This is a genomic window from Cryptosporangium aurantiacum (assembly GCF_900143005.1).
GTDB classification, from domain to species: domain Bacteria; phylum Actinomycetota; class Actinomycetes; order Mycobacteriales; family Cryptosporangiaceae; genus Cryptosporangium; species Cryptosporangium aurantiacum.
Genome location: NZ_FRCS01000009.1, coordinates 18774 through 35689, shown reverse-complemented (window position 1 = coordinate 35689; position 16916 = coordinate 18774). Strand labels below are relative to the sequence as shown.

At 72.6% G+C, this 16916-nt stretch carries 14 protein-coding genes; 6 read left to right on the top strand and 8 right to left on the bottom strand.

Going from position 1 to position 16916, the window contains the following annotated elements; translation table 11 throughout:
* Positions 1-13: 13 nt before the first annotated feature.
* The gene (locus BUB75_RS27080; protein ID WP_073260665.1) at positions 14-502 is read right to left on the bottom strand and encodes a VOC family protein; all 489 of its coding nucleotides are present in this window, start codon (positions 500-502) and stop codon (positions 14-16) included.
* Positions 503-681: 179 nt separating this feature from the next.
* On the opposite strand from BUB75_RS27080, the gene BUB75_RS27075 reads away from it, so the two are divergent.
* Positions 682-1584: an exonuclease/endonuclease/phosphatase family protein gene (locus tag BUB75_RS27075; RefSeq protein WP_143175430.1), complete on the top strand. Its 903-nt coding sequence runs from the start codon at positions 682-684 to the stop codon at positions 1582-1584.
* On the opposite strand, the gene BUB75_RS27070 is transcribed toward BUB75_RS27075, so the two are convergent.
* Together BUB75_RS27070 and BUB75_RS27065 are read right to left on the bottom strand one after the other, a co-directional pair.
* Complete coding sequence (locus tag BUB75_RS27070) at positions 1565-2230, bottom strand: response regulator (RefSeq protein ID WP_084741792.1); 666 nt, start codon at positions 2228-2230, stop codon at positions 1565-1567. The genes BUB75_RS27075 and BUB75_RS27070 overlap by 20 nt on opposite strands.
* On the bottom strand, positions 2227-3348 hold the full coding sequence (locus BUB75_RS27065) for a sensor histidine kinase (RefSeq protein WP_073260952.1): 1122 nt from the start codon (positions 3346-3348) through the stop codon (positions 2227-2229). The genes BUB75_RS27070 and BUB75_RS27065 overlap by 4 nt, the downstream gene beginning before the upstream one ends.
* 142 nt (positions 3349-3490) lie before the next feature.
* On the opposite strand from BUB75_RS27065, the gene BUB75_RS27060 reads away from it, so the two are divergent.
* The 3 genes from BUB75_RS27060 to BUB75_RS27050 are packed head-to-tail and all read left to right on the top strand — an operon-like array spanning position 3491 to position 6710.
* Positions 3491-4441 (top strand): ABC transporter ATP-binding protein, encoded by a 951-nt coding sequence (locus BUB75_RS27060; RefSeq protein WP_073260662.1) that lies wholly within the window; start codon positions 3491-3493, stop codon positions 4439-4441.
* The gene (locus BUB75_RS27055; RefSeq protein WP_073260661.1) at positions 4438-5928 is read left to right on the top strand and encodes an ABC transporter permease subunit; all 1491 of its coding nucleotides are present in this window, start codon (positions 4438-4440) and stop codon (positions 5926-5928) included. The genes BUB75_RS27060 and BUB75_RS27055 overlap by 4 nt, the downstream gene beginning before the upstream one ends.
* The gene (locus tag BUB75_RS27050; protein ID WP_143175448.1) at positions 5928-6710 is read left to right on the top strand and encodes an ABC transporter permease; all 783 of its coding nucleotides are present in this window, start codon (positions 5928-5930) and stop codon (positions 6708-6710) included. Before BUB75_RS27055 ends, BUB75_RS27050 begins: the two co-directional genes overlap by 1 nt.
* Before the next feature lie 9 nt (positions 6711-6719).
* Here BUB75_RS27050 and BUB75_RS27045 read toward each other — a convergent pair whose 3' ends face one another.
* From BUB75_RS27045 to BUB75_RS27030, 4 genes are read right to left on the bottom strand one after another with little or no spacing between them, the layout of a single operon-like run.
* Positions 6720-8861, bottom strand: coding sequence for an acyl-CoA dehydrogenase family protein (locus BUB75_RS27045; protein ID WP_073260660.1), 2142 nt, complete (start codon positions 8859-8861; stop codon positions 6720-6722).
* Positions 8862-8903: 42 nt separating this feature from the next.
* The gene (locus BUB75_RS27040; protein ID WP_073260659.1) at positions 8904-10469 is read right to left on the bottom strand and encodes an AMP-binding protein; all 1566 of its coding nucleotides are present in this window, start codon (positions 10467-10469) and stop codon (positions 8904-8906) included.
* 48 nt (positions 10470-10517) lie between these two features.
* Entirely contained in the window at positions 10518-12005 is a 1488-nt protein-coding gene (locus tag BUB75_RS27035; RefSeq protein WP_073260948.1) for an aldehyde dehydrogenase family protein, read from the bottom strand.
* A 28-nt stretch (positions 12006-12033) separates the two neighbouring features.
* Positions 12034-12795 carry an SDR family NAD(P)-dependent oxidoreductase gene (locus BUB75_RS27030; RefSeq protein ID WP_073260658.1) on the bottom strand — a complete coding sequence of 254 codons (762 nt, stop codon included), beginning with the start codon at positions 12793-12795 and terminating at the stop codon, positions 12034-12036.
* Between the two features lie 148 nt (positions 12796-12943).
* Here BUB75_RS27030 and BUB75_RS27025 point away from each other — a divergent pair, with 148 nt between their 5' ends.
* On the top strand, positions 12944-14431 hold the full coding sequence (locus tag BUB75_RS27025) for a PucR family transcriptional regulator (protein ID WP_073260657.1): 1488 nt from the start codon (positions 12944-12946) through the stop codon (positions 14429-14431).
* A gap of 4 nt (positions 14432-14435) precedes the next feature.
* On the opposite strand, the gene BUB75_RS27020 is transcribed toward BUB75_RS27025, so the two are convergent.
* Complete coding sequence (locus tag BUB75_RS27020; RefSeq protein ID WP_073260656.1) at positions 14436-16046, bottom strand: methyl-accepting chemotaxis protein; 1611 nt, start codon at positions 16044-16046, stop codon at positions 14436-14438.
* A gap of 188 nt (positions 16047-16234) precedes the next feature.
* Here BUB75_RS27020 and BUB75_RS27015 point away from each other — a divergent pair, with 188 nt between their 5' ends.
* Positions 16235-16843, top strand: a complete 609-nt coding sequence (locus BUB75_RS27015; protein WP_143175429.1) for a TetR/AcrR family transcriptional regulator — start codon at positions 16235-16237, stop codon at positions 16841-16843.
* Positions 16844-16916: the final 73 nt, after the last annotated feature.

The following is a 16916-nucleotide window of genomic DNA, read 5'->3' as shown; positions in this document are numbered from 1 at the left end:
GCCGCCCGAACGCTCAGCTGCGGGGGAAGATCTCGGTCTCGGGGCGCTGCATGTACTCCATGGCCGCGGTGAACTCCGGGTCGGTCCACCGCCGCTCCAGCTCCTCGGGCGTCACGTCCTCGATGCGCGTCTGGATCCACCACACGTTGCCGAACGGATCGCGCACCCGCCCGACCAGGTCACCGAACGCCAGATGGGTGACCTTCGAGATCGAGACGCCTCCCGCCTCGACGGCCCGGCGGTGCACGGCGTGGGCGTCCTCGACGTACAGCCGGAGGAACGCGGGCGTCGCCGGCCAATGCTCGGGGCTGTCGAAGAGCATCACGACCGCGTCGCCGATGCGTACCTCCGCGTGCCCGATCAGCCCTCGATCGTCGACCACCCGGCCGAGTTCCTCGGCGCCGAACGCCTCTCGCAGGTAGTCGATGACCCCAGCCGTGTCGCGGGAAATGATCCACGGCGTGACGGTCGTGTACCCCTCGGGGATCGCCTTGACAGACATTCCGGTGGCTCCTCTGTGGTCGGTAAGGTACTACCGAGGCTAGGCCTCGTTCCGGCCACTTTCTGACCTAAATCGGCACGGGCTCCGTCCGACCCCGCCGCCCGCTGATTCGGCCCCGGCGGCTCGCCCGATACGCCACACTCGACACGGCTCGCGGGCATTCGTCGAGGAGGAACCGCATGAGGGTGACCCGGCACCGCCTGATCCTCGGAACGCTGGTCGCGCTGCTCCTCACCACGTTCGCCACCGACCCAGCGGCCCGCGCCGCGGACGGCGGCACGTTCTCGCTGCTCACCTACAACGTGGCCGGGTTACCCGAGCCACTGTCGAGCAGCGAACCGGCGACCAACACGCCGCTGATCGGCACCCGGATCCGGCCTTTCGGCGTCGTCAACGTGCAAGAGGACTTCAACTACCACGCGGCGCTCTACCGGGCCGACAACCATCCGCACCGGACCCCCACCAGCGGTGGCGTGCCGTTCGGCAGCGGCCTCAACACGCTCTCCCGGTATCCGATCAGCGGGCTCACCCGGGTCAAGTGGACGCGGTGCAACGGCTTCGACTGCCTGACGCCGAAGGGGTTCACGCTGCTCCGGGTCCAGCTGGCCGACGGCGTCCTGCTCGACCTGTACAACGTGCACGCGAACGCCGGGAGCACCGACGCCGACCTGGCCGCCCGCCGCGCGAACCTCGCCCAGCTCGGCGCGTTCATCGTCGCGCGTTCGGCAGGCAACGCGGTGATCGTCGCCGGTGACACCAACACCCGCTACACCCGGACCGGCGACACGATCCGCGAGCTGGTGGCCACCGCCGGCCTCACCGACGCCTGGGTCGAGCTGGAGCGGGGCGGATCGCCGCCCGCGCTCGGCGCACCGGCCCTGACCTGCGACCCGGCGGCCGTCACCGACGCGTGCGAGGTCGTCGACAAGGTCCTCTACCGGTCGAGCGCGCGGCTGACCGTGGCCGCGGTCGACTACGCGAACGAACATCCCGCGTTCGTCCGGGACGACGGTCAGCCGCTCTCCGACCACTATCCGCTGCGGACGACGTTCCGCTGGGTGCTCAGCGCGCGCCGGGAATGACCAGGCCCGACTCGTACGCCACGACCACGGCCTGGGTGCGGTCGCGCAGGCCGAGCTTGGCGAGCACCCGGCTGACGTGCGACTTGACGGTCTCCTCGCCGACCACGAGGCGGGCGGCGATCTCCGGGTTCGACAGTCCCTCGGCGATGAGCCGGAGTACCTCGGTCTCGCGGGCGGTCAGCGTGCGGACCGCCGGATCCAGCTCCCGGCGCCGCTTGCGTCCGCGGGCGAACTCCGCGATCAGCCGCCGCGTCACGGTCGGGGCGAGCAGCGCCTCCCCGGCGGCGACGACCCGGACCGCGTCGAACACCCGCTCCGCGGTCGCTTCCTTGAGGAGGAATCCGCTGGCGCCGGCGTCCAGAGCGTCATAGACGTGCTCGTCGAGGTCGAACGTCGTCAGGATCAGGACGCGCGGCGGCCGACGGCCGGCGAGAACCCGACGAGTCGCCTCGATGCCGTCCGTGCCCGGCATCCGGATGTCCATCAGCACGACGTCGGGCTGCAGTTCGCCGCAGACCCGCACGGCCTGCTCCCCGTCGGCGGCCGAGCCGACCACGGCGAAGTCGGGCTGGGTGGAGAGCAGGACCTCGAACGCCGTCCGCACGACCTCCTGGTCGTCGACCACAACAAGGCGGATCGCCGTCACCCGGTGTCTCCCTTCGTCGGCAGCACCGCCTCGACGAGGAAGCCACAGCCCGGCGCGGCACCGGCCGTGACCTGGCCACCGACCACCGCGGCGCGTTCCCGCATGCCGGTCAGGCCGTGCCCGTGGCCGGGCTGCGGCGCCGGCCCGGGTCCGTTGTCGTAGACGCGCACGACGAGTTCCTCGCCGTGATAACGCAGTTCGACGTCGACCGCGGCGCCGACGGCGTGCCTGCGGGCGTTGGTCAGCGCCTCCTGGACGATCCGGTAGGCCGCGAGCTCGACGCCGGGGTCGAGCGACTGCACCGCGCCGCTGACGATCAGCCGCACACCGCCGCCGAGGCCCGCGTCCCGTGCCTCGTCGAGCAGCGTGTTGAGCTGGTGGAGGCCGGGTTGCGGCTCCAACCCGGAGTCCGCGTCGACGTCTTCGCGCAGCACGCCGAGCAGCCGCCGCATCTCGGTCAGCGCGGTCCGTGCGGTGTCGCCGATCGCGGTGAGCCGGCGCGCGCCGTCGGGCGGCAGACCCGGAGTGGCGAGGCGGGCGGCCTCCGCCTGCAGCGCGATCATCGTGATGTGGTGCGCGACCACGTCGTGGAGCTCGCGGACGATGCGGGCGCGCTCACCGCGGGCGGCGAACTCCAGCAGCGAGGCGGCGGCCGACTCTTCCGCGGCGCGGTGACGACGGTGCTCGTCGCGCTGCCGCCGCGCCGCTCCCGCCGCGGTCGCCAGCGCGGCAATCGCGAGGAGGACGAGCGCGACGGGCCGTCCGCCGGGCCGGTCGAGCGCCACCGGCACCGCGGCGTACACGACGAACGGCAGCACGAGCGGCGCGGCGATCCGGAGTGGACGCCGGTACCCGGCCGCGGCGTAGAGCACGGCCGGCGCGCAGGCCCCGGCGACCGTGACGGGATACGAGACCAGCAGGCCGGACAGCGTCGCCGCGGCCGACAACAGGGCGGCCGCGGCGGGCCAGAGCCGCACCAGCGCGACCGGCGCCACCCCGGCCAGCGCGACGAGCGCGGCGAGCGCCAGCGGCGGCCGATCGAAGGCACGCCACACGGCCTCGGTCGCCGCCACCGCGCCGAGCGCCACCGCCAGGGCCGCCGGGCCTCCTCGCCTCACCTCCGCATTGTGTCCGGCCCGGAGGGCGGTGTCGTCCGTCCCGGCGGGGATGCGCGCCCCCCACACGAGGGAGAACCGCGCGCGGGAAAGACCCCACTGCGCCGGGACGCGCCCGGCGCCGTGCAGCTCCTAACCTCCCGGCATGGAACCCACGATCCCCGGCACGGAACCGACCATCGAGGTGCGCGCGCTGCGGAAGCGGTACCGGTCGACGGTCGCGGTGGACGGCCTCACGTTCACCGTCCGGCCCGGCGAGGTGACCGGCTTCGTCGGACCGAACGGTGCCGGCAAGTCGACGACGATGCGGCTGATCCTCGGGCTCGACGCGCCCGACGCGGGCGAGGCCCTGATCAACGGCCGCCCGTACCGCTCGTTACGGACGCCGCTCACACACGTCGGCGCGCTGCTGGACGCAGCTGCCCTGCACCCGGGCCGGCGAGGCCGCGACCATCTGCTGTGGCTGGCGCACACCAACGGGCTCGGCAAGCGGCGAGTGTCCGAAGTGCTCGACCAGGTGGGGCTGGCTCCGGCGGCCCGCCGCCGGGCGGGTGGCTACTCGCTCGGCATGCAGCAGCGGCTGGGGATCGCTGCGGCGCTGCTCGGCGACCCGCCGATCCTTCTGTTCGACGAGCCGGTCAACGGGCTCGACCCCGACGGCATCGTCTGGATCCGGGGCCTGCTGCGATCGCTGGCCGCGGAAGGTCGCGCGATCCTGGTCTCCAGCCACCTGATGAGTGAGCTGGAGGAGATCGCCGACCACCTCGTCGCGATCGGCCGCGGCCGGGTGGTGGCCGACACCAGCGTGGCCGAGCTCCTGGCGACGGCGTCGAAAGGCCGGGTCGAGGTCACGACCGCACGGCGGGCCGACGCCACGCGCGTGCTCGCCAACGCGGGCGCGACCGTCACGGTCGCCGGTGCCGAGACGATCGTCGTCGAGGGCCTGCCGGGCGACCGCGTCTCGGCGCTGCTGTCCGACGCCGCGATCCCGTTCAGCGAACTGCGGCGGCACCGCGCGTCGCTGGAGGCGGCGTACATGGACCTGACCCGCGCGGCGATCGAGTACGCGCCCGGCACCGAGAAGAGCGTCCGGTGAACGCCCGCGAGTCGTTCGGCGGCCTGCTGCTGGCCGAGTGGACAAAATTCCGCTCGGTGACGCGGTGGATGGTCACGCTCGTCGGCGCGATCGCGCTCACCGTCGGCCTGAGTTACCTGGCCGCGTCCGGCAACCAGACCGACATCAACCGGTCCACCGACATCTTCTCCGGACCGCTCGGCGACCCGGTGTCCGACTCGTTCTACTTCGTCCACCAGCCGGTCACCGGGGACACCACGCTGACCGTCCGGGTCGCGTCGCTGCGGCTCCCATCGGACGACCGGACCGCGGGCGGGCTGACCCGGCTGAACGATCCGAGCCCGTTCGCGTCGCCGGCCGCGGGCCTGATGGTCAAGGACGGGACGCGCCCGGGCTCCTCGTACGCCGCGCTGGCGCTGACCCCGTCGCGCGGCGTCCGGCTCCAGTGGGACTTCGACGGTGACCGCCGGGGCAGCGGAAGCAGCGGTCCGCGCTGGCTGCGGCTGGTTCGCTCCGGGGACACGCTGACCGGGTACGAGTCGGCCGACGGCGTCCGGTGGGAGAGGGTCGGGACGGCGTCGCCGAAGAGCCTGCCGTCCACCGTCGAGGTCGGCTTCTACGTGTCGTCGCCGCCTGCGGTCTTCACCGAGCGGGGCGGCGGCAGCTCGTCGGTGGGCATGACCACGACCGTCGCGTCGGCCACGTTCGACAACGTGCGGCTCGACAACGGGGCGGCCTGGCGCGGGGACCAGATCGGCCAGCCGGCGATCGCGGCGAAGGACGGTCCTCCCAGCGGACAGTTCTCCGAGCGAGGCGGCGCGTTCGCGGTGACCGGCACCGGCAAGGTCGGCCCGGATCCGCCCGACGACGACATGGTCGAGGCCGCGCTGATCGGCGTCGTCGCCGGTGTGATGGCGCTCGTCGCGATCGGCGTGCTGTTCGCGACCGCGGAGTACCGCCGGGCCATGATCCGGGTGACGCTGGCCGCGACGCCGCGCCGCGGCCGGGTCCTGGCCGCGAAGGCGCTGGTCCTCGGCGTCACGTCGTTCCTCGCCGGGCTGATCGGGGTGCTCGGGTCGTTCCTCCTCGCGATACCGGTCCTGCGGTCGCACGGGTTCACGCCGCCCGCCTTCCCCGAACCGTCGCTGAGTGACCCCGCCGTGCTGCGGGCGATCGTGCTGACCGCGGCGTTCATGGCCGGGGTCGCGCTCGTCGGGCTCGGGATCGGGATGCTGCTGCGGCACACCGCCGCGGCGATCACGGTCACGATCACGCTGGTGCTGCTGCCGCTGATCGTCGGGATGATCCTGCCCGGCAGCTCCCCGAAGTGGCTGATGTACACCACGCTGGCCGGCGGGCTGGCGACCCAGCGCGCCAAACCACCGACGATCACGCTCGCTGAGCCGTGGGCCCTGATCGGCCCGTGGGCCGGGATCGGCGTCGTCGCGGCCTGGACCGCGCTGACGCTCGGGCTGGCCTGGTGGCGGCTGCGGACGCGGGACGCGTGATGCGCGCGGCGCACGCCGAGTGGACGAAGCTGCGGACGCTGCCGAGCACGGGATGGCTACTGCTGCTCGCCGTCGCGGGCACGGTGGGCCTCGGCCTCGCGATCACCGCGTCGCTGGACTACGCGCACTGCGACCGGCCCTGCACGCTCGACACCCCGGAGCTGTCGCTGGCGGGCGTGCGCCTGGGGCAGCTCGGGGTGCTGGTCCTCGGGGTCCTGGCGACGACCGCGGAGTACAGCACGCGCACGATCCGGCCGACGCTGCTGACCGTGCCGCGACGGTTCCCGGTCGTGCTCGGCAAGCTCGGCGTCCTCGCGGTGCTCGGGTCGGCCGCCGGTGTCCTGGCGGTCGCGGGTTCGCTGGCCGCCGGGCGGGCCGTGCTGCCCGGCAACGGGTTCACCACCGCGCACGGGTTCCCGCCGCTGTCGCTCGCCGACGACGCCACCCGGCGAGCGGCCCTCGGCACCGTGCTCTACCTCGGTCTGGTGACGCTGCTCGGCGCCGGGCTGGGCCTCCTTCTGCGCGACACCGCGGGCGCGCTCACGGCGTCGCTCGCCCTGCTCTACGGGGCGCCGGTCGTCGCGCTGTTCGTCAGCGACCCGTACTGGCAGCACCGCATCCACCGGTACGCGCCGATGGACGCGGGGCTGGTCATCCAGTCGACCCGGAACCTCGCCGCCGAGCACATCGGACCGTGGGCCGGGCTCGGCGTGCTGGCGGCGTACGCCGGTGCCGCGGTCGTCGCGGGCGCGATCGTCTTTCAGCTGCGGGACGCCCGCTGAACTCCGCCGCTAGCGGTTCAGGGGATCGCGCGGCAGTCCGAGGATGCGCTCGGCGATCACGTTGCGGCTGATCTCGGACGTCCCGCCCGCGATCGTCATCGCGCGGGAGTAGAGGTATCCGATCGCGAGCGCGGGGTCGGAACCGTCGACGGCCGCCGGCCCGGCGAGCCGCAGCGCCAGTTCGCCGATCGACTGCGCGAGCTCGGCGCCGACCAGCTTCGTCAGCGCGCCCTCGATGCTCGGTTCGCTGCTGCCCGCGACCGCACGCACGACCATCCGCAGGTTGAGCAGCCGGGTGGTCTGCTCGACGGCCGCGAGCCGACCGGCCTCGCGCACCAGCCCGGCGTCGGTGACGCCGTACTTCTCGATCGCGGTCACGAGCGCGGCCGCACCGGCGCTCAGGCCGGAATCGCCGCCGATCGACACCCGCTCGTTGCCCAGCGTCGCGCGGGCGACCGTCCAGCCCGCGTCGACCGCGCCCACCACGTCCTCGTCGGGGACGAAGACGTTGTCGAAGAACACCTCGTTGAACATCGCCTCGCCGGTGATCTCCCGCAGCGGGCGCACTTCCACGCCGGGCGCGGTCAGGTCGATCACCATCGCGGTGATCCCCTGGTGCTTCGGCACGTCCGGGTCGGTGCGCACGGTCGCCAGGCCCCGGTTGCAGTACTGGGCGCCGCTCGTCCACACTTTCTGGCCGGTGACCCGCCACCCGCCGTCGACGCGCAGCCCGCGCGTCTGCACGGCCGCGGCGTCCGACCCGGCGCCGGGCTCGCTGAACAGCTGGCACCACACGAGGTCGCCGCGCAGGCTCGCCGGGATCCAGCGCTCGACCTGCTCCGGCGTCGCGTGCTGGCTGATCGTCAGCGTCACCCAGCCGCCGATGCCGAGCCGCGGCACGCGGACGCCGGCGAACTCCTGCTCGATCACCAGCTGCTCGACCGGACCCGCGGCCCGGCCCCACGGCTTCGGCCAGTGCGGCACCAGGTAGCCGGAGTCGACGAGCAGCCCGCGGCGGGCCTCCGACGGCGCTTCCCGGTACGAGGCGACGAACGTCCGCGCCTCCGAGCGGTACGTCTCGGCCTCCGGCGGCAGGTCCACCGCGTACTCGCGTCGCACGCCGGCCAGCGCCGCCGCCGCGACGTCGTCCTCGGCCGCGGCGACCGGGCCCCACAGTGCCGCGAGCGTGACCGCGCGCCGCAGGTAGAGGTGCGCGTCGTGCTCCCAGGTGAAGCCGATGCCGCCGAGAATCTGGATGTTCTTCTGCGCGGTGAACTGGTAGGCGCTCAGCGCGATCGCGGCCGCCACCGCCGACGCCAGGTCGGCCTGCGCCGGATCGCCGGCGGCCGCGCGGGCGGCGTCCCAGGCCGCGGCGGTCGCGGTCTCGGCGGCGACGAGCATGTCGGCCAGGTGGTGCTTCACGGCCTGGAAGCTGCCGATCGTGCGCCCGAACTGCTCGCGAACCTTCGCGTACTCCAGCGCCATCGCGAGCGTCGCGTGGGCACCCCCGGCGGCTTCGGCGGCGGCCAGCGCCCGCCCGATGCGCACCGCGACCCGCGCCGCCCCGGGGAACACCGGCCCACGGGCCCCGGACACCTCGATCCGCGCCGCCCCCAGCGACGGATCGAGCCCCGGAGCCGGCGTGACCGTCACGTCCGCGGTCGGCAGCAACGCCAGGTCGTCGTCGCCGACCCGCACCAGGACGTGGTCGGCCCACACCGCGCCAGGCACCGGACCGACCACCCCGGACAGCGCGCCACCCGAGAAGTCCAGCGCACCGGCCAGGCCCAGGACGACGATCCCCGACCCGTCGGCGAGCGGCCGCAGCACCGCGTCCTTCACGTCGTCGGGAGCCAGCGCGTCCAGCACCGCACCAGCGGCCACCGCGGGCAGGAACGGCCCCGGCGCGGGCACCGCGCCGAGCTGCTCGGCGACCACGGCCAGCTCCGGCAGGCCGGCGTCCGAACCGCCGTATGCGTCCGGAATGGCCAGTCCGGTCCAGCCGAGGTCGGCGATCTGCTTCCACGCGACCGGCGCGCTCGCCGTGTCGGTGAGCGCCTGCCGGGTGGCCAGGCGCAGGTTCTGCGCCTCGGCGAACGACCGGACGACGTCGGCTAGTTGACGGTGATCGTCAGAAAGTGCGATGGCCACGGACGAACAGTAGAACGCGTTCTGTTCACCGGTCTATACGCCTCACTGGATCCGCCGGTCGTGACCGGTCCAGGCCTGCTCGCGCAGGACGTACTTCTGCACCTTCCCGGTGGACGTCTTGGGCAGGTCGCCGAACGTCACGTGCTTGGGTGCCTTGAACCGGGCCAGCCGCCCGCGGACGTGCTCGATCAGCTCGTCGGCGGTCACCGACGCGCCGTCCCGCACCGTGACGTACGCGGCCGGAACCTCGCCCCACCGCTCGTCCGGCACCGCGATCACCGCGACCTCCAGCACCGCCGGATGGTCCATGATCACCTGCTCGACCTCGACCGACGCGATGTTCTCCCCGCCGGAGATGATCACGTCCTTCGAGCGGTCGCGCAGCTCGACGTACCCGTCCGGGTGCACGACCCCGATGTCCCCGGTGCGGAACCACCCGTCCGGCGCCGCGGCGGCCGTGGCCTCCGGATCGTCGAGGTACCCGAGCATCACGTTGTTGCCCCGCAGCGCGATCTGCCCGGTCGTCCGCCCGTCCGCAGGCACGTCGGCGCCGTCGTCGCCGATCACCCGGGCGGTGCAGGAGATCATGTTGCCCACGCCCTGCCGGGCCTTCATCCGGGCCTGCGCGTCCGCGTCCAGCGTGTCCCACTCCGGACGCCAGTCGCAGATCATCGCCGGGCCGTAGGTCTCGGTGAGTCCGTAGAGGTGGGTGACCTCGAAGCCCAGCTCGCTCATCCGGCGCAGGATCGCCGGCGACGGTGGTGCCCCGCCGGTGGCCACCCGCACCCGGTGCCCCGCGGGCAGCGGCGCGGCCTCCCTCGCGTACGCGATCATCGTCAGGACGGTCGGCGCGCCGTTCAGGTGCGTCACGCCCTCCTCGCGGATCAGCCGCCAGACCTCGGCGGGATCCAGCTTCGGCAGGCAGACGTGCGTGGCCGCGGCCGCGGTCACGGCCCAGGGAAAGCACCAGCCGTTGCAGTGGAACATCGGCAGCGTCCACAGGTGCACCGCGCTCGGCGTCAGCAGCGTGTGCCCGGCCATCGCCACCGACTGCAGGTAGGCGCCGCGGTGGGAGTACATAACGCCTTTGGGGCGGCCGGTGGTGCCGGACGTGTAGTTGATCGAGAGGAGCGCGCGCTCGTCCTCCGGAGTGCGGTGGTGCGGGTGGGCGCCGGTGAGCAGCGCCTCGTACTCCGCTCCGGCGCGGATCCGGTGCGGCGGTGTGTCCAGGCCCGCGAACACCGTGTCGACCAGCGCGTCGAACGACGGGTCGTGGATCAGCACCGCCGCCCGCGAGTGCTCGAGGAGGTACCGCACCTCGGTCGCCGACAGCCGGGTGTTGATCGCGACCAGCGGCGCACCGGCCCACGGCACGCCGAAGTTGGCCTCCAGCAGCACGTGCGTGTTCGGCGCCAGCACCGCGACCGGGCGGCCGCACGCGAGCGGCGCCACCGCACCGGCCAGCCGCGTGCAGCGTTCGTGCAGTTGGGCGTAGGTCCACCGGTGCGGGCCGTCGACGACGCCGATCCGGTCGCCGTGCGCCGCGGCGGCGCGGTCGAGGTACGCGGTAGGGGTCAGCGGTTCGTACGAGAGCGCGGGGTGAGCCACGGGTCCCACCCTGGCCCGCTGCTCACCCCGGCGCAATCTCAGTGCGTCTCAGTTCGCCGGCAGGCCCAGCGTCTTGAGCTCCAGGTACTCCTGGAACCCGTGGACGCCGTTGCGCCGCCCCAGCCCGCTCTGCTTCGAACCGCCGAACGGGCTGGTCAGCCCGAAGTGCTGGCCGCCGTTGATGTTGGCGCTACCGGTGCGCAGGCGCAGCGCCACCTTCAGCGCCCGGTCCTCGTCGGCGCTGCTGACCTGGCCGGACAGACCGTAGATCGAGTTGTTCGCGATCGCGATCGCCTCGTCCTCGGTGTCGTACGGTATGACGCACAGCACCGGCCCGAAGATCTCCTCCTGGGCGACCTGCGAGTCGGGGTCGACGTCCGCGAGCAGCGTCGGCTGTACGTAGTAACCGGTGGGGAACTCCGGCGGGACACCACCGCCGGTCACCAGACGCGCGCCGGAGTCGATCCCGGACGCGATCAGCCCGAGCACCTTGTCCCGCTGCCCGGCGCTGATCTGCGGGCCCTGGAGCTTCGACGGGTCCCACGGGTCGCCGACCGGGAAACCCTCCATCGTGGCCTGCAGGATCGCCAGGCCCTCCTCGTACCGGGACCGCGGCAGCAGGATCCGGCTCGGCAGCACGCAGCTCTGCCCGGACATGACGCAGGCCAGCGTCGCGGCCATCGGCAGTGCCGCGGTCAGGTCCGCGTCGTCGAGCACCACGTGCGCGGACTTGCCGCCGAGTTCGAGCAGCGTGCGTTTCACGGTCGCGGCGCCGGCGGCGAGGATCGCGCGGCCGGTGGCGGTGGAGCCGGTGAACGTGATCATGTCGACCCGCGGGTCGGCCGAGAGCGCCGCGCCGACCTCGTTGGCGTTCGAGGTGACGACGTTGAGGACACCGGCCGGGATGTCGGTCTCCTCGGCGACGATCCGGCCCAGCTCACTACCCGCCCACGGGGTCAGCTGTGCGGGTTTGAGGACGACCGTGTTGCCGGCCATCAGCGCCGGGGTGGTCTCGGCGATGTTCAGGTAGAACGGCACGTTCCACGGGGTGATCGCGCCGACGACGCCCACCGCGTCCCAGTGGATCAGCCGCCGGGTCTGGCCGCCGATCGCGTCGTGCAGACCGGTGTCCTCCAGGTACTCGAATTTCCGGCCGAGCTCGGCCCAGTGGGCGACTTCCTCGATCGGGCTCTCGATGTGGGCGCCGGTGAGGCTGACCGGGCAGCCGACCTCGGTGACCGTGATCCGGCGTAACTGCTCCTTGTTGCGCTCGAGCGCGGCGTGCAGCTGCGTCAGGCAGTGGTAGCGGAACTCGACGTCACGGGACCACTCGGTGGTGTCGAACGCCCGCCGTGCGGCGCCGACGGCGCGCGCCATGTCGTCGACCGTGCCGTCGGTGACCTGACCGGCGACCTGTTCGCTCGCGGGGTGGATCACGTCGAACATCGCACCGCTGCCGGTGAGCTGGAGCTCACCGTCGATCAGCATCCGCGGGTCACCGGCGAGGACGCCGCTGTCGCTCTGCACGGTTGTCATACCGAACATCCCTCCTGACGGGGTGGACTCATTGAGCGAACGAGATCCCGCCGTTGACGGGATAGGTCTGGCCGGTGATCCAGGACGCGTGCCCGCTGGCCAGGAACACGGTCAGCGCTGCGGCGTCCTCGGGCAGGCCGGGACGGCGGACGGCGTAGCGCCGCAGGAGTTGCTTGGCGTGCGGGTTGTCCGGATCGGCCCACAGTCCCTCGGTGGCTTCGGTCCGCATCGTGCCGAGCGCGATCGTGTTGACCGTGATCCCGTACCGGCCGGTCTCGACGGCCAGCGCCCGCGTCAGCCCAGCCGCGCCGGCCTTGGACGCGGCGTAGGCGGCCATGTTCGCCTCGCCCGTGCGTCCGGAATCGGAGCTGATCGTTATCACCCGGCCCCAGCCCCGGTCGATCATCCCGGGCAGCACCGCGTGCGTGCAGTGCAGGACGCCGTACAGGTTGACCCGGAAGAACGGTTCCCAGTCCGACGGCCGGGTGTCGACGAACCGCCCGAGGCCCGCGAATCCTTCCGCGCCGGCGTTGCCGGCGTTGTTCACCAGGATGTCGACGTCGTCGAGCGCGGCGATCGCGTCGGTCACCGCGTCGTAGTCGGTGACGTCGAACGCGGCCGCGGTGCCGCCGATCTCGTCGGCGACCTCCTGTGCGCGCTCGATCCGCAGGTCGTTGACGATCACGTCCGCCCCGGCCGCGGCCAGCCCGTGGACGATGCCCCGGCCGACGCCCTGACCGGCGCCGGTGACCAGCGCGCGCCTGCCCTTGAGTTCAAGGCCGAAGGTCATGGTCCCGACGTTACAGTAAGTCTTTCCGCAAAAAGCCGCTTCTGGCTCGGAAGTGCGCCCGTGCTACGTTCGCCGAGGTCGGGGGGCGATCGCACCGAAACGGCGTGATCCGCCCCCGCCCGAACGACGATCCGTCCAGGGGTGTGGCATGCCGGTGACGGTCACCGACCTACTGGGCCTTCCGCAGCTCGATCTGCGTCTGGTCACCGGCGATCCCGGTGCGGTCGTCCGCTGGGCCCACGCGGTGGAGCTGGTCGATCCGACGCCCTGGCTGGCGGGCGGCGAGCTGGTTCTCACCACCGGCCTCCGGCTCCCCCGCGCCACCCAGGCGCAGCGGGACTACGTCGACCGGCTGGCCGACACCGGGGTCACCGGGATCGGGTTCGGGACCGGGCTGGGCCACGCCCGGATGCCGGCCGCGCTGGCCGGGCAGTGCGAGGCTCGCGGGCTGGTGCTGCTGGAGGTGCCGCTCCCGACGCCGTTCCTCGCGATCATCCGGGCGGTGGCCGACGCGCTGGCCCGGGAGCGCACCGCGTCCGTGCAGCGTGTGCTGTCCGCGCAGCACCGGATCACCCGGTCGGCGCTGAACGGCGGGATCACCGGCATCGTCCGCGGCCTGGCCAAGGCGCTGGACGCCGGGGTCGTCGTGGCCGACGTCCACCAGACCGTGCTCGCCGCCGCACCCGGCGACGGCACCGCACTACTCACCCGCGTCCGCGCCGAGCTGGGCACCCGCGCCCGCACGCCGGGCCCGCTGGGGTTGAGCGCCTCCGACGAGGACGGCCACCTGGTGATCCAGTCGCTCGGTGCGGGCGGGACGCGGCGGGGCTGGCTCGCGGCCGCCACCCGCCAGGAACTCGACCACGTCGACCAGCTGCTGCTCACCCACGCGGCGTCGCTGCTGGCGTTGGAGCTCGAACGGCCGCGGGAGGTCGTCGAGGCGCACCGGGCGCTGCGGGCGGCGGTGCTCGGCACGCTGCTCGACGGGGGCCTGACCGCGGAGGCGGCGTCCCGGCCACTGCGTCACCTCGGGTTCGCGCCGACCGACCGAGTGGTGGCGATCCTGGTGCAGGGAAGCCGGTCGCACCTCGCCCTGGCCCAGCACGTCGCGCAGCTGCTGGACGCCGAGCCCGGCTGCCCGTACCTGCTCACTGGCCGGCCGGACGGCGTCGTCGTCGTGGTGCGGGCCGCCGACCAGGAGACCGTCGTCGACGCCGTCAGCGCCGCCGACCTCACGCTCGGCATCAGCGGCGGCACCACCGCCGCCGGCCTGCCCGCGGCCGTCCGCGCGGCCGGGTACGCGGCGGCGACCGCGCGCACCGCGCGCCGCCGGGTCGCCCGGTTCGGCGAGCTACGGCTGCCCGCCCTGTTCGCCGACGACGCGGTCCACGGCGCGGTGACGCACCTGGCCGACGACCTGCTGGCGCCGCTGCAGGACCACCCGGAGCTGATCCGGTCCCTGGACGTCTTCCTCAACCACAACGGGTCGTGGGAGACCGCGTCCCGGGCGCTCGGCGTGCACCGGCACACGCTGCGGCACCGGATCGCGCGGGTCGCCGAACTCACCGGCCTGGACCTGGACTCCGCCCAGGACCGCGCCGCGCTCCTGCTCGCGCTGCTCTCCCGGCAGCGCTGACCGATCACGACCGGAAGCGGCTCACCAGGCTCTGCAGCTGCGTGGACATGCTCGCGAGCTGTTCGGCCGAGCGCCGGGTCTCGGTGACCGTGGCGCTCGTGGTCTGCGCCGCCGCGGCGACCCCGGCGATGCTGCCCGCGATGCTCGCCGAACCCGCCGACGCCTCGGCGATCGACCGGCTCATCTCGTTCGTGGTCGCGGTCTGCTCCTCGACCGCGCTGGCGATCGTCATCTGGTAGTCGTTGATCTTCGCGATGATCTCCGAGATCTGCTCGATCGCGACGACCGCGCTGCTGGTGTCGGCCTGAATGGCTTCCACCCGCTTGGAGATGTCCTCGGTCGCCTTCGCGGTCTCCTGCGCGAGGTCCTTCACCTCGTTGGCGACGACCGCGAAGCCCTTGCCCGCTTCCCCGGCGCGGGCCGCCTCGATCGTCGCGTTGAGCGCCAGCAGGTTCGTCTGCTCGGCGATCGACGTGATGACCTTGACGACGTTGCCGATCTCCGCCGACGACTCGCCGAGCTTGGCCACGGTCGCGTTCGTCGTGGAGGCGGCGGTCACCGCCTGCGAGGCGACGCCGGCGGCGTCGTTGGCCGACTGCGAGATCTCCCGGATCGCCGAGCCCATCTCCTCGGTGCCCGCCGCGGCGGTCTGCACGTTCCGTGACACGTCTTCGGACGCGCTGGCCAGCAGGCTGGCCTGGCTCGACGTGTCGTCCGCAGTGCCGGCGATCGACTCGGCCGAGGCTGACAGGTCCCGGGAGGAGTCGGCCAGCGTGCGGGCCGACTCCGACAGGGCGGACACCGTCTCGCGGATCGACGCGGTCGCCTCGTCGACGGCCCGCGCCGCGACCCCGACCTCGTCCCGGCCGGTCACCTCGGCGGTGCGGGTGAGGTCGCCGGCAGCGATCGCCTGGAGGACGGTGGTGACCCGTCGGAGACGGCCGACGACGGCCCGCGCCATCCACCAGGCGACGCCGACGCCGAGGAGCAGCGCGGCGACCCCGGCCACGATCAGCAGCGTCAGAACGCTGGACTTCGTCGTGCGCACCTCGTCCACGGCCGACGTGAACATGGACGTGTGTGTCTCGCCCAGCGTGGTGATGTCGGCGTCGATCTCCGTGCTCAGCGCCGTCGCCTTGTTCCATCCGACCCAGAACGCCTTCAAGTTGTTCGCGTTGGCCGCCGGAAGCATCTCGTCGTCGCGCAGGGTGTCGTACTCGGCCAACGCGGTCTCCAGCCGGGTGGCCGCCGCGTTGTTGACGCTCTTGGCCGCGGGGAAGTACGACTCGCCCAGCGTCGTCATCGTCGCGTCGATCGTCTGCAGGGTGGCCAGCTGTTTCTGGCGGAACGTCGCACTGGACATGAAGTAGTTGAGCGTGTTCAACCGTTCGCTGATCGCGAGCGCCTTCAGCTGCTGGAGCTGGGAACCCAGCGCGGCCGCGGTCCGCATCTGGTTGGACTTCGACTCGACCCGCTGCAGCCCGCTGGCGGCGAACCCCACCATCGCGATCAGGCAGACGGCCATGATCCCGACCGCCGCCAGGAACTTCATCGCGACCGGGAGGTTCGCCAGCCCACCGCCGCGGTTCGAGCGCGCCGTGTCATCCAGTGTCATCGTTGATCCGCCCCTACCCACCCGACAACATCAGATAAGCGACATATACCCGCAAAACAGTAGTTGACGCCTCTATTCAACCAGTTACCGCGCGGCCGGCCCACCCGAAGACCCCGCCGCTAACCTGAAGCCCATTCGCCAAAACGAGTCGGGTTCAGGCCTCTGAGTCACATGCCACACTGTGCAGCGTGCCGACAGATCCACTTCCCGAAGTCCCCGCCGAGCCGACCGAGCTCAGCCCCCGCGAACGCCGTCGCGTGCAGCGGATGGAGAGCCGACGACGCGAGATCCTCGGCGTCGCCGCGGAGCTCTTCGCCGAACACGGCTACGAGGGCACGAGCCTGGAGAAGATCGCCGCCGGCAGCGGCTACTCGGTCGGCGGCATCTACAACTTCTTCCCGAGCAAGGACGCCGTTTACGCCGCCGTGCTCGACCGGCACGCCGCCGCGCTGGTCGAACGGCTCGCGGCCTGCGCCGATGCCCCCGGCTCCGGAATGGACAAGCTGCTGGCGATGGCGTCCACCGCGGTCCGCACGTTGCACGAGTTCCCCGACCACGCGCGGTTCACGATCAGCTCGCTCGCGCCCGAGCGCTCGCCGACCGGTCGCGGGAACTTCCGGATGATCCTCGAGGCCTACGCGAGCGCGATCGACGAGGGGCAGCGCGACGGGACGGTGCGCGCCGGCGAGCCCCGCGACCTCGCGCAGTACGTCGGCGGCCTGGTACTCGCGCAGACCCACGTCGACATCCCGCTCGACACGTTCCTCGACGTGGCCCGGAAGGCCCTCCAGGCCTAGAGTCTGAATCTCGTTCACTCTATTGAATGAAGTTCACAAGCTGGATACAGTCGGCCCCTCATCGCTGAGGAGG

Excerpts from the sequence above, each read along its gene's own strand:
- BUB75_RS27050 (WP_143175448.1), top strand. The coding sequence starts at position 5,928 with ATGCGCGCGGCGCACGCCGAGTGGACGAAGCTGCGGACGCTGCCGAGC.
- BUB75_RS27060 (WP_073260662.1), top strand. The coding sequence starts at position 3,491 with ATGGAACCCACGATCCCCGGCACGGAACCGACCATCGAGGTGCGCGCG.
- BUB75_RS27075 (WP_143175430.1), top strand. The coding sequence starts at position 682 with ATGAGGGTGACCCGGCACCGCCTGATCCTCGGAACGCTGGTCGCGCTG.
- BUB75_RS27020 (WP_073260656.1), bottom strand. The coding sequence starts at position 16,046 with ATGACACTGGATGACACGGCGCGCTCGAACCGCGGCGGTGGGCTGGCG.
- BUB75_RS27030 (WP_073260658.1), bottom strand. The coding sequence starts at position 12,795 with ATGACCTTCGGCCTTGAACTCAAGGGCAGGCGCGCGCTGGTCACCGGC.
- BUB75_RS27035 (WP_073260948.1), bottom strand. The coding sequence starts at position 12,005 with ATGACAACCGTGCAGAGCGACAGCGGCGTCCTCGCCGGTGACCCGCGG.
- BUB75_RS27025 (WP_073260657.1), top strand. The coding sequence starts at position 12,944 with ATGCCGGTGACGGTCACCGACCTACTGGGCCTTCCGCAGCTCGATCTG.
- BUB75_RS27080 (WP_073260665.1), bottom strand. The coding sequence starts at position 502 with ATGTCTGTCAAGGCGATCCCCGAGGGGTACACGACCGTCACGCCGTGG.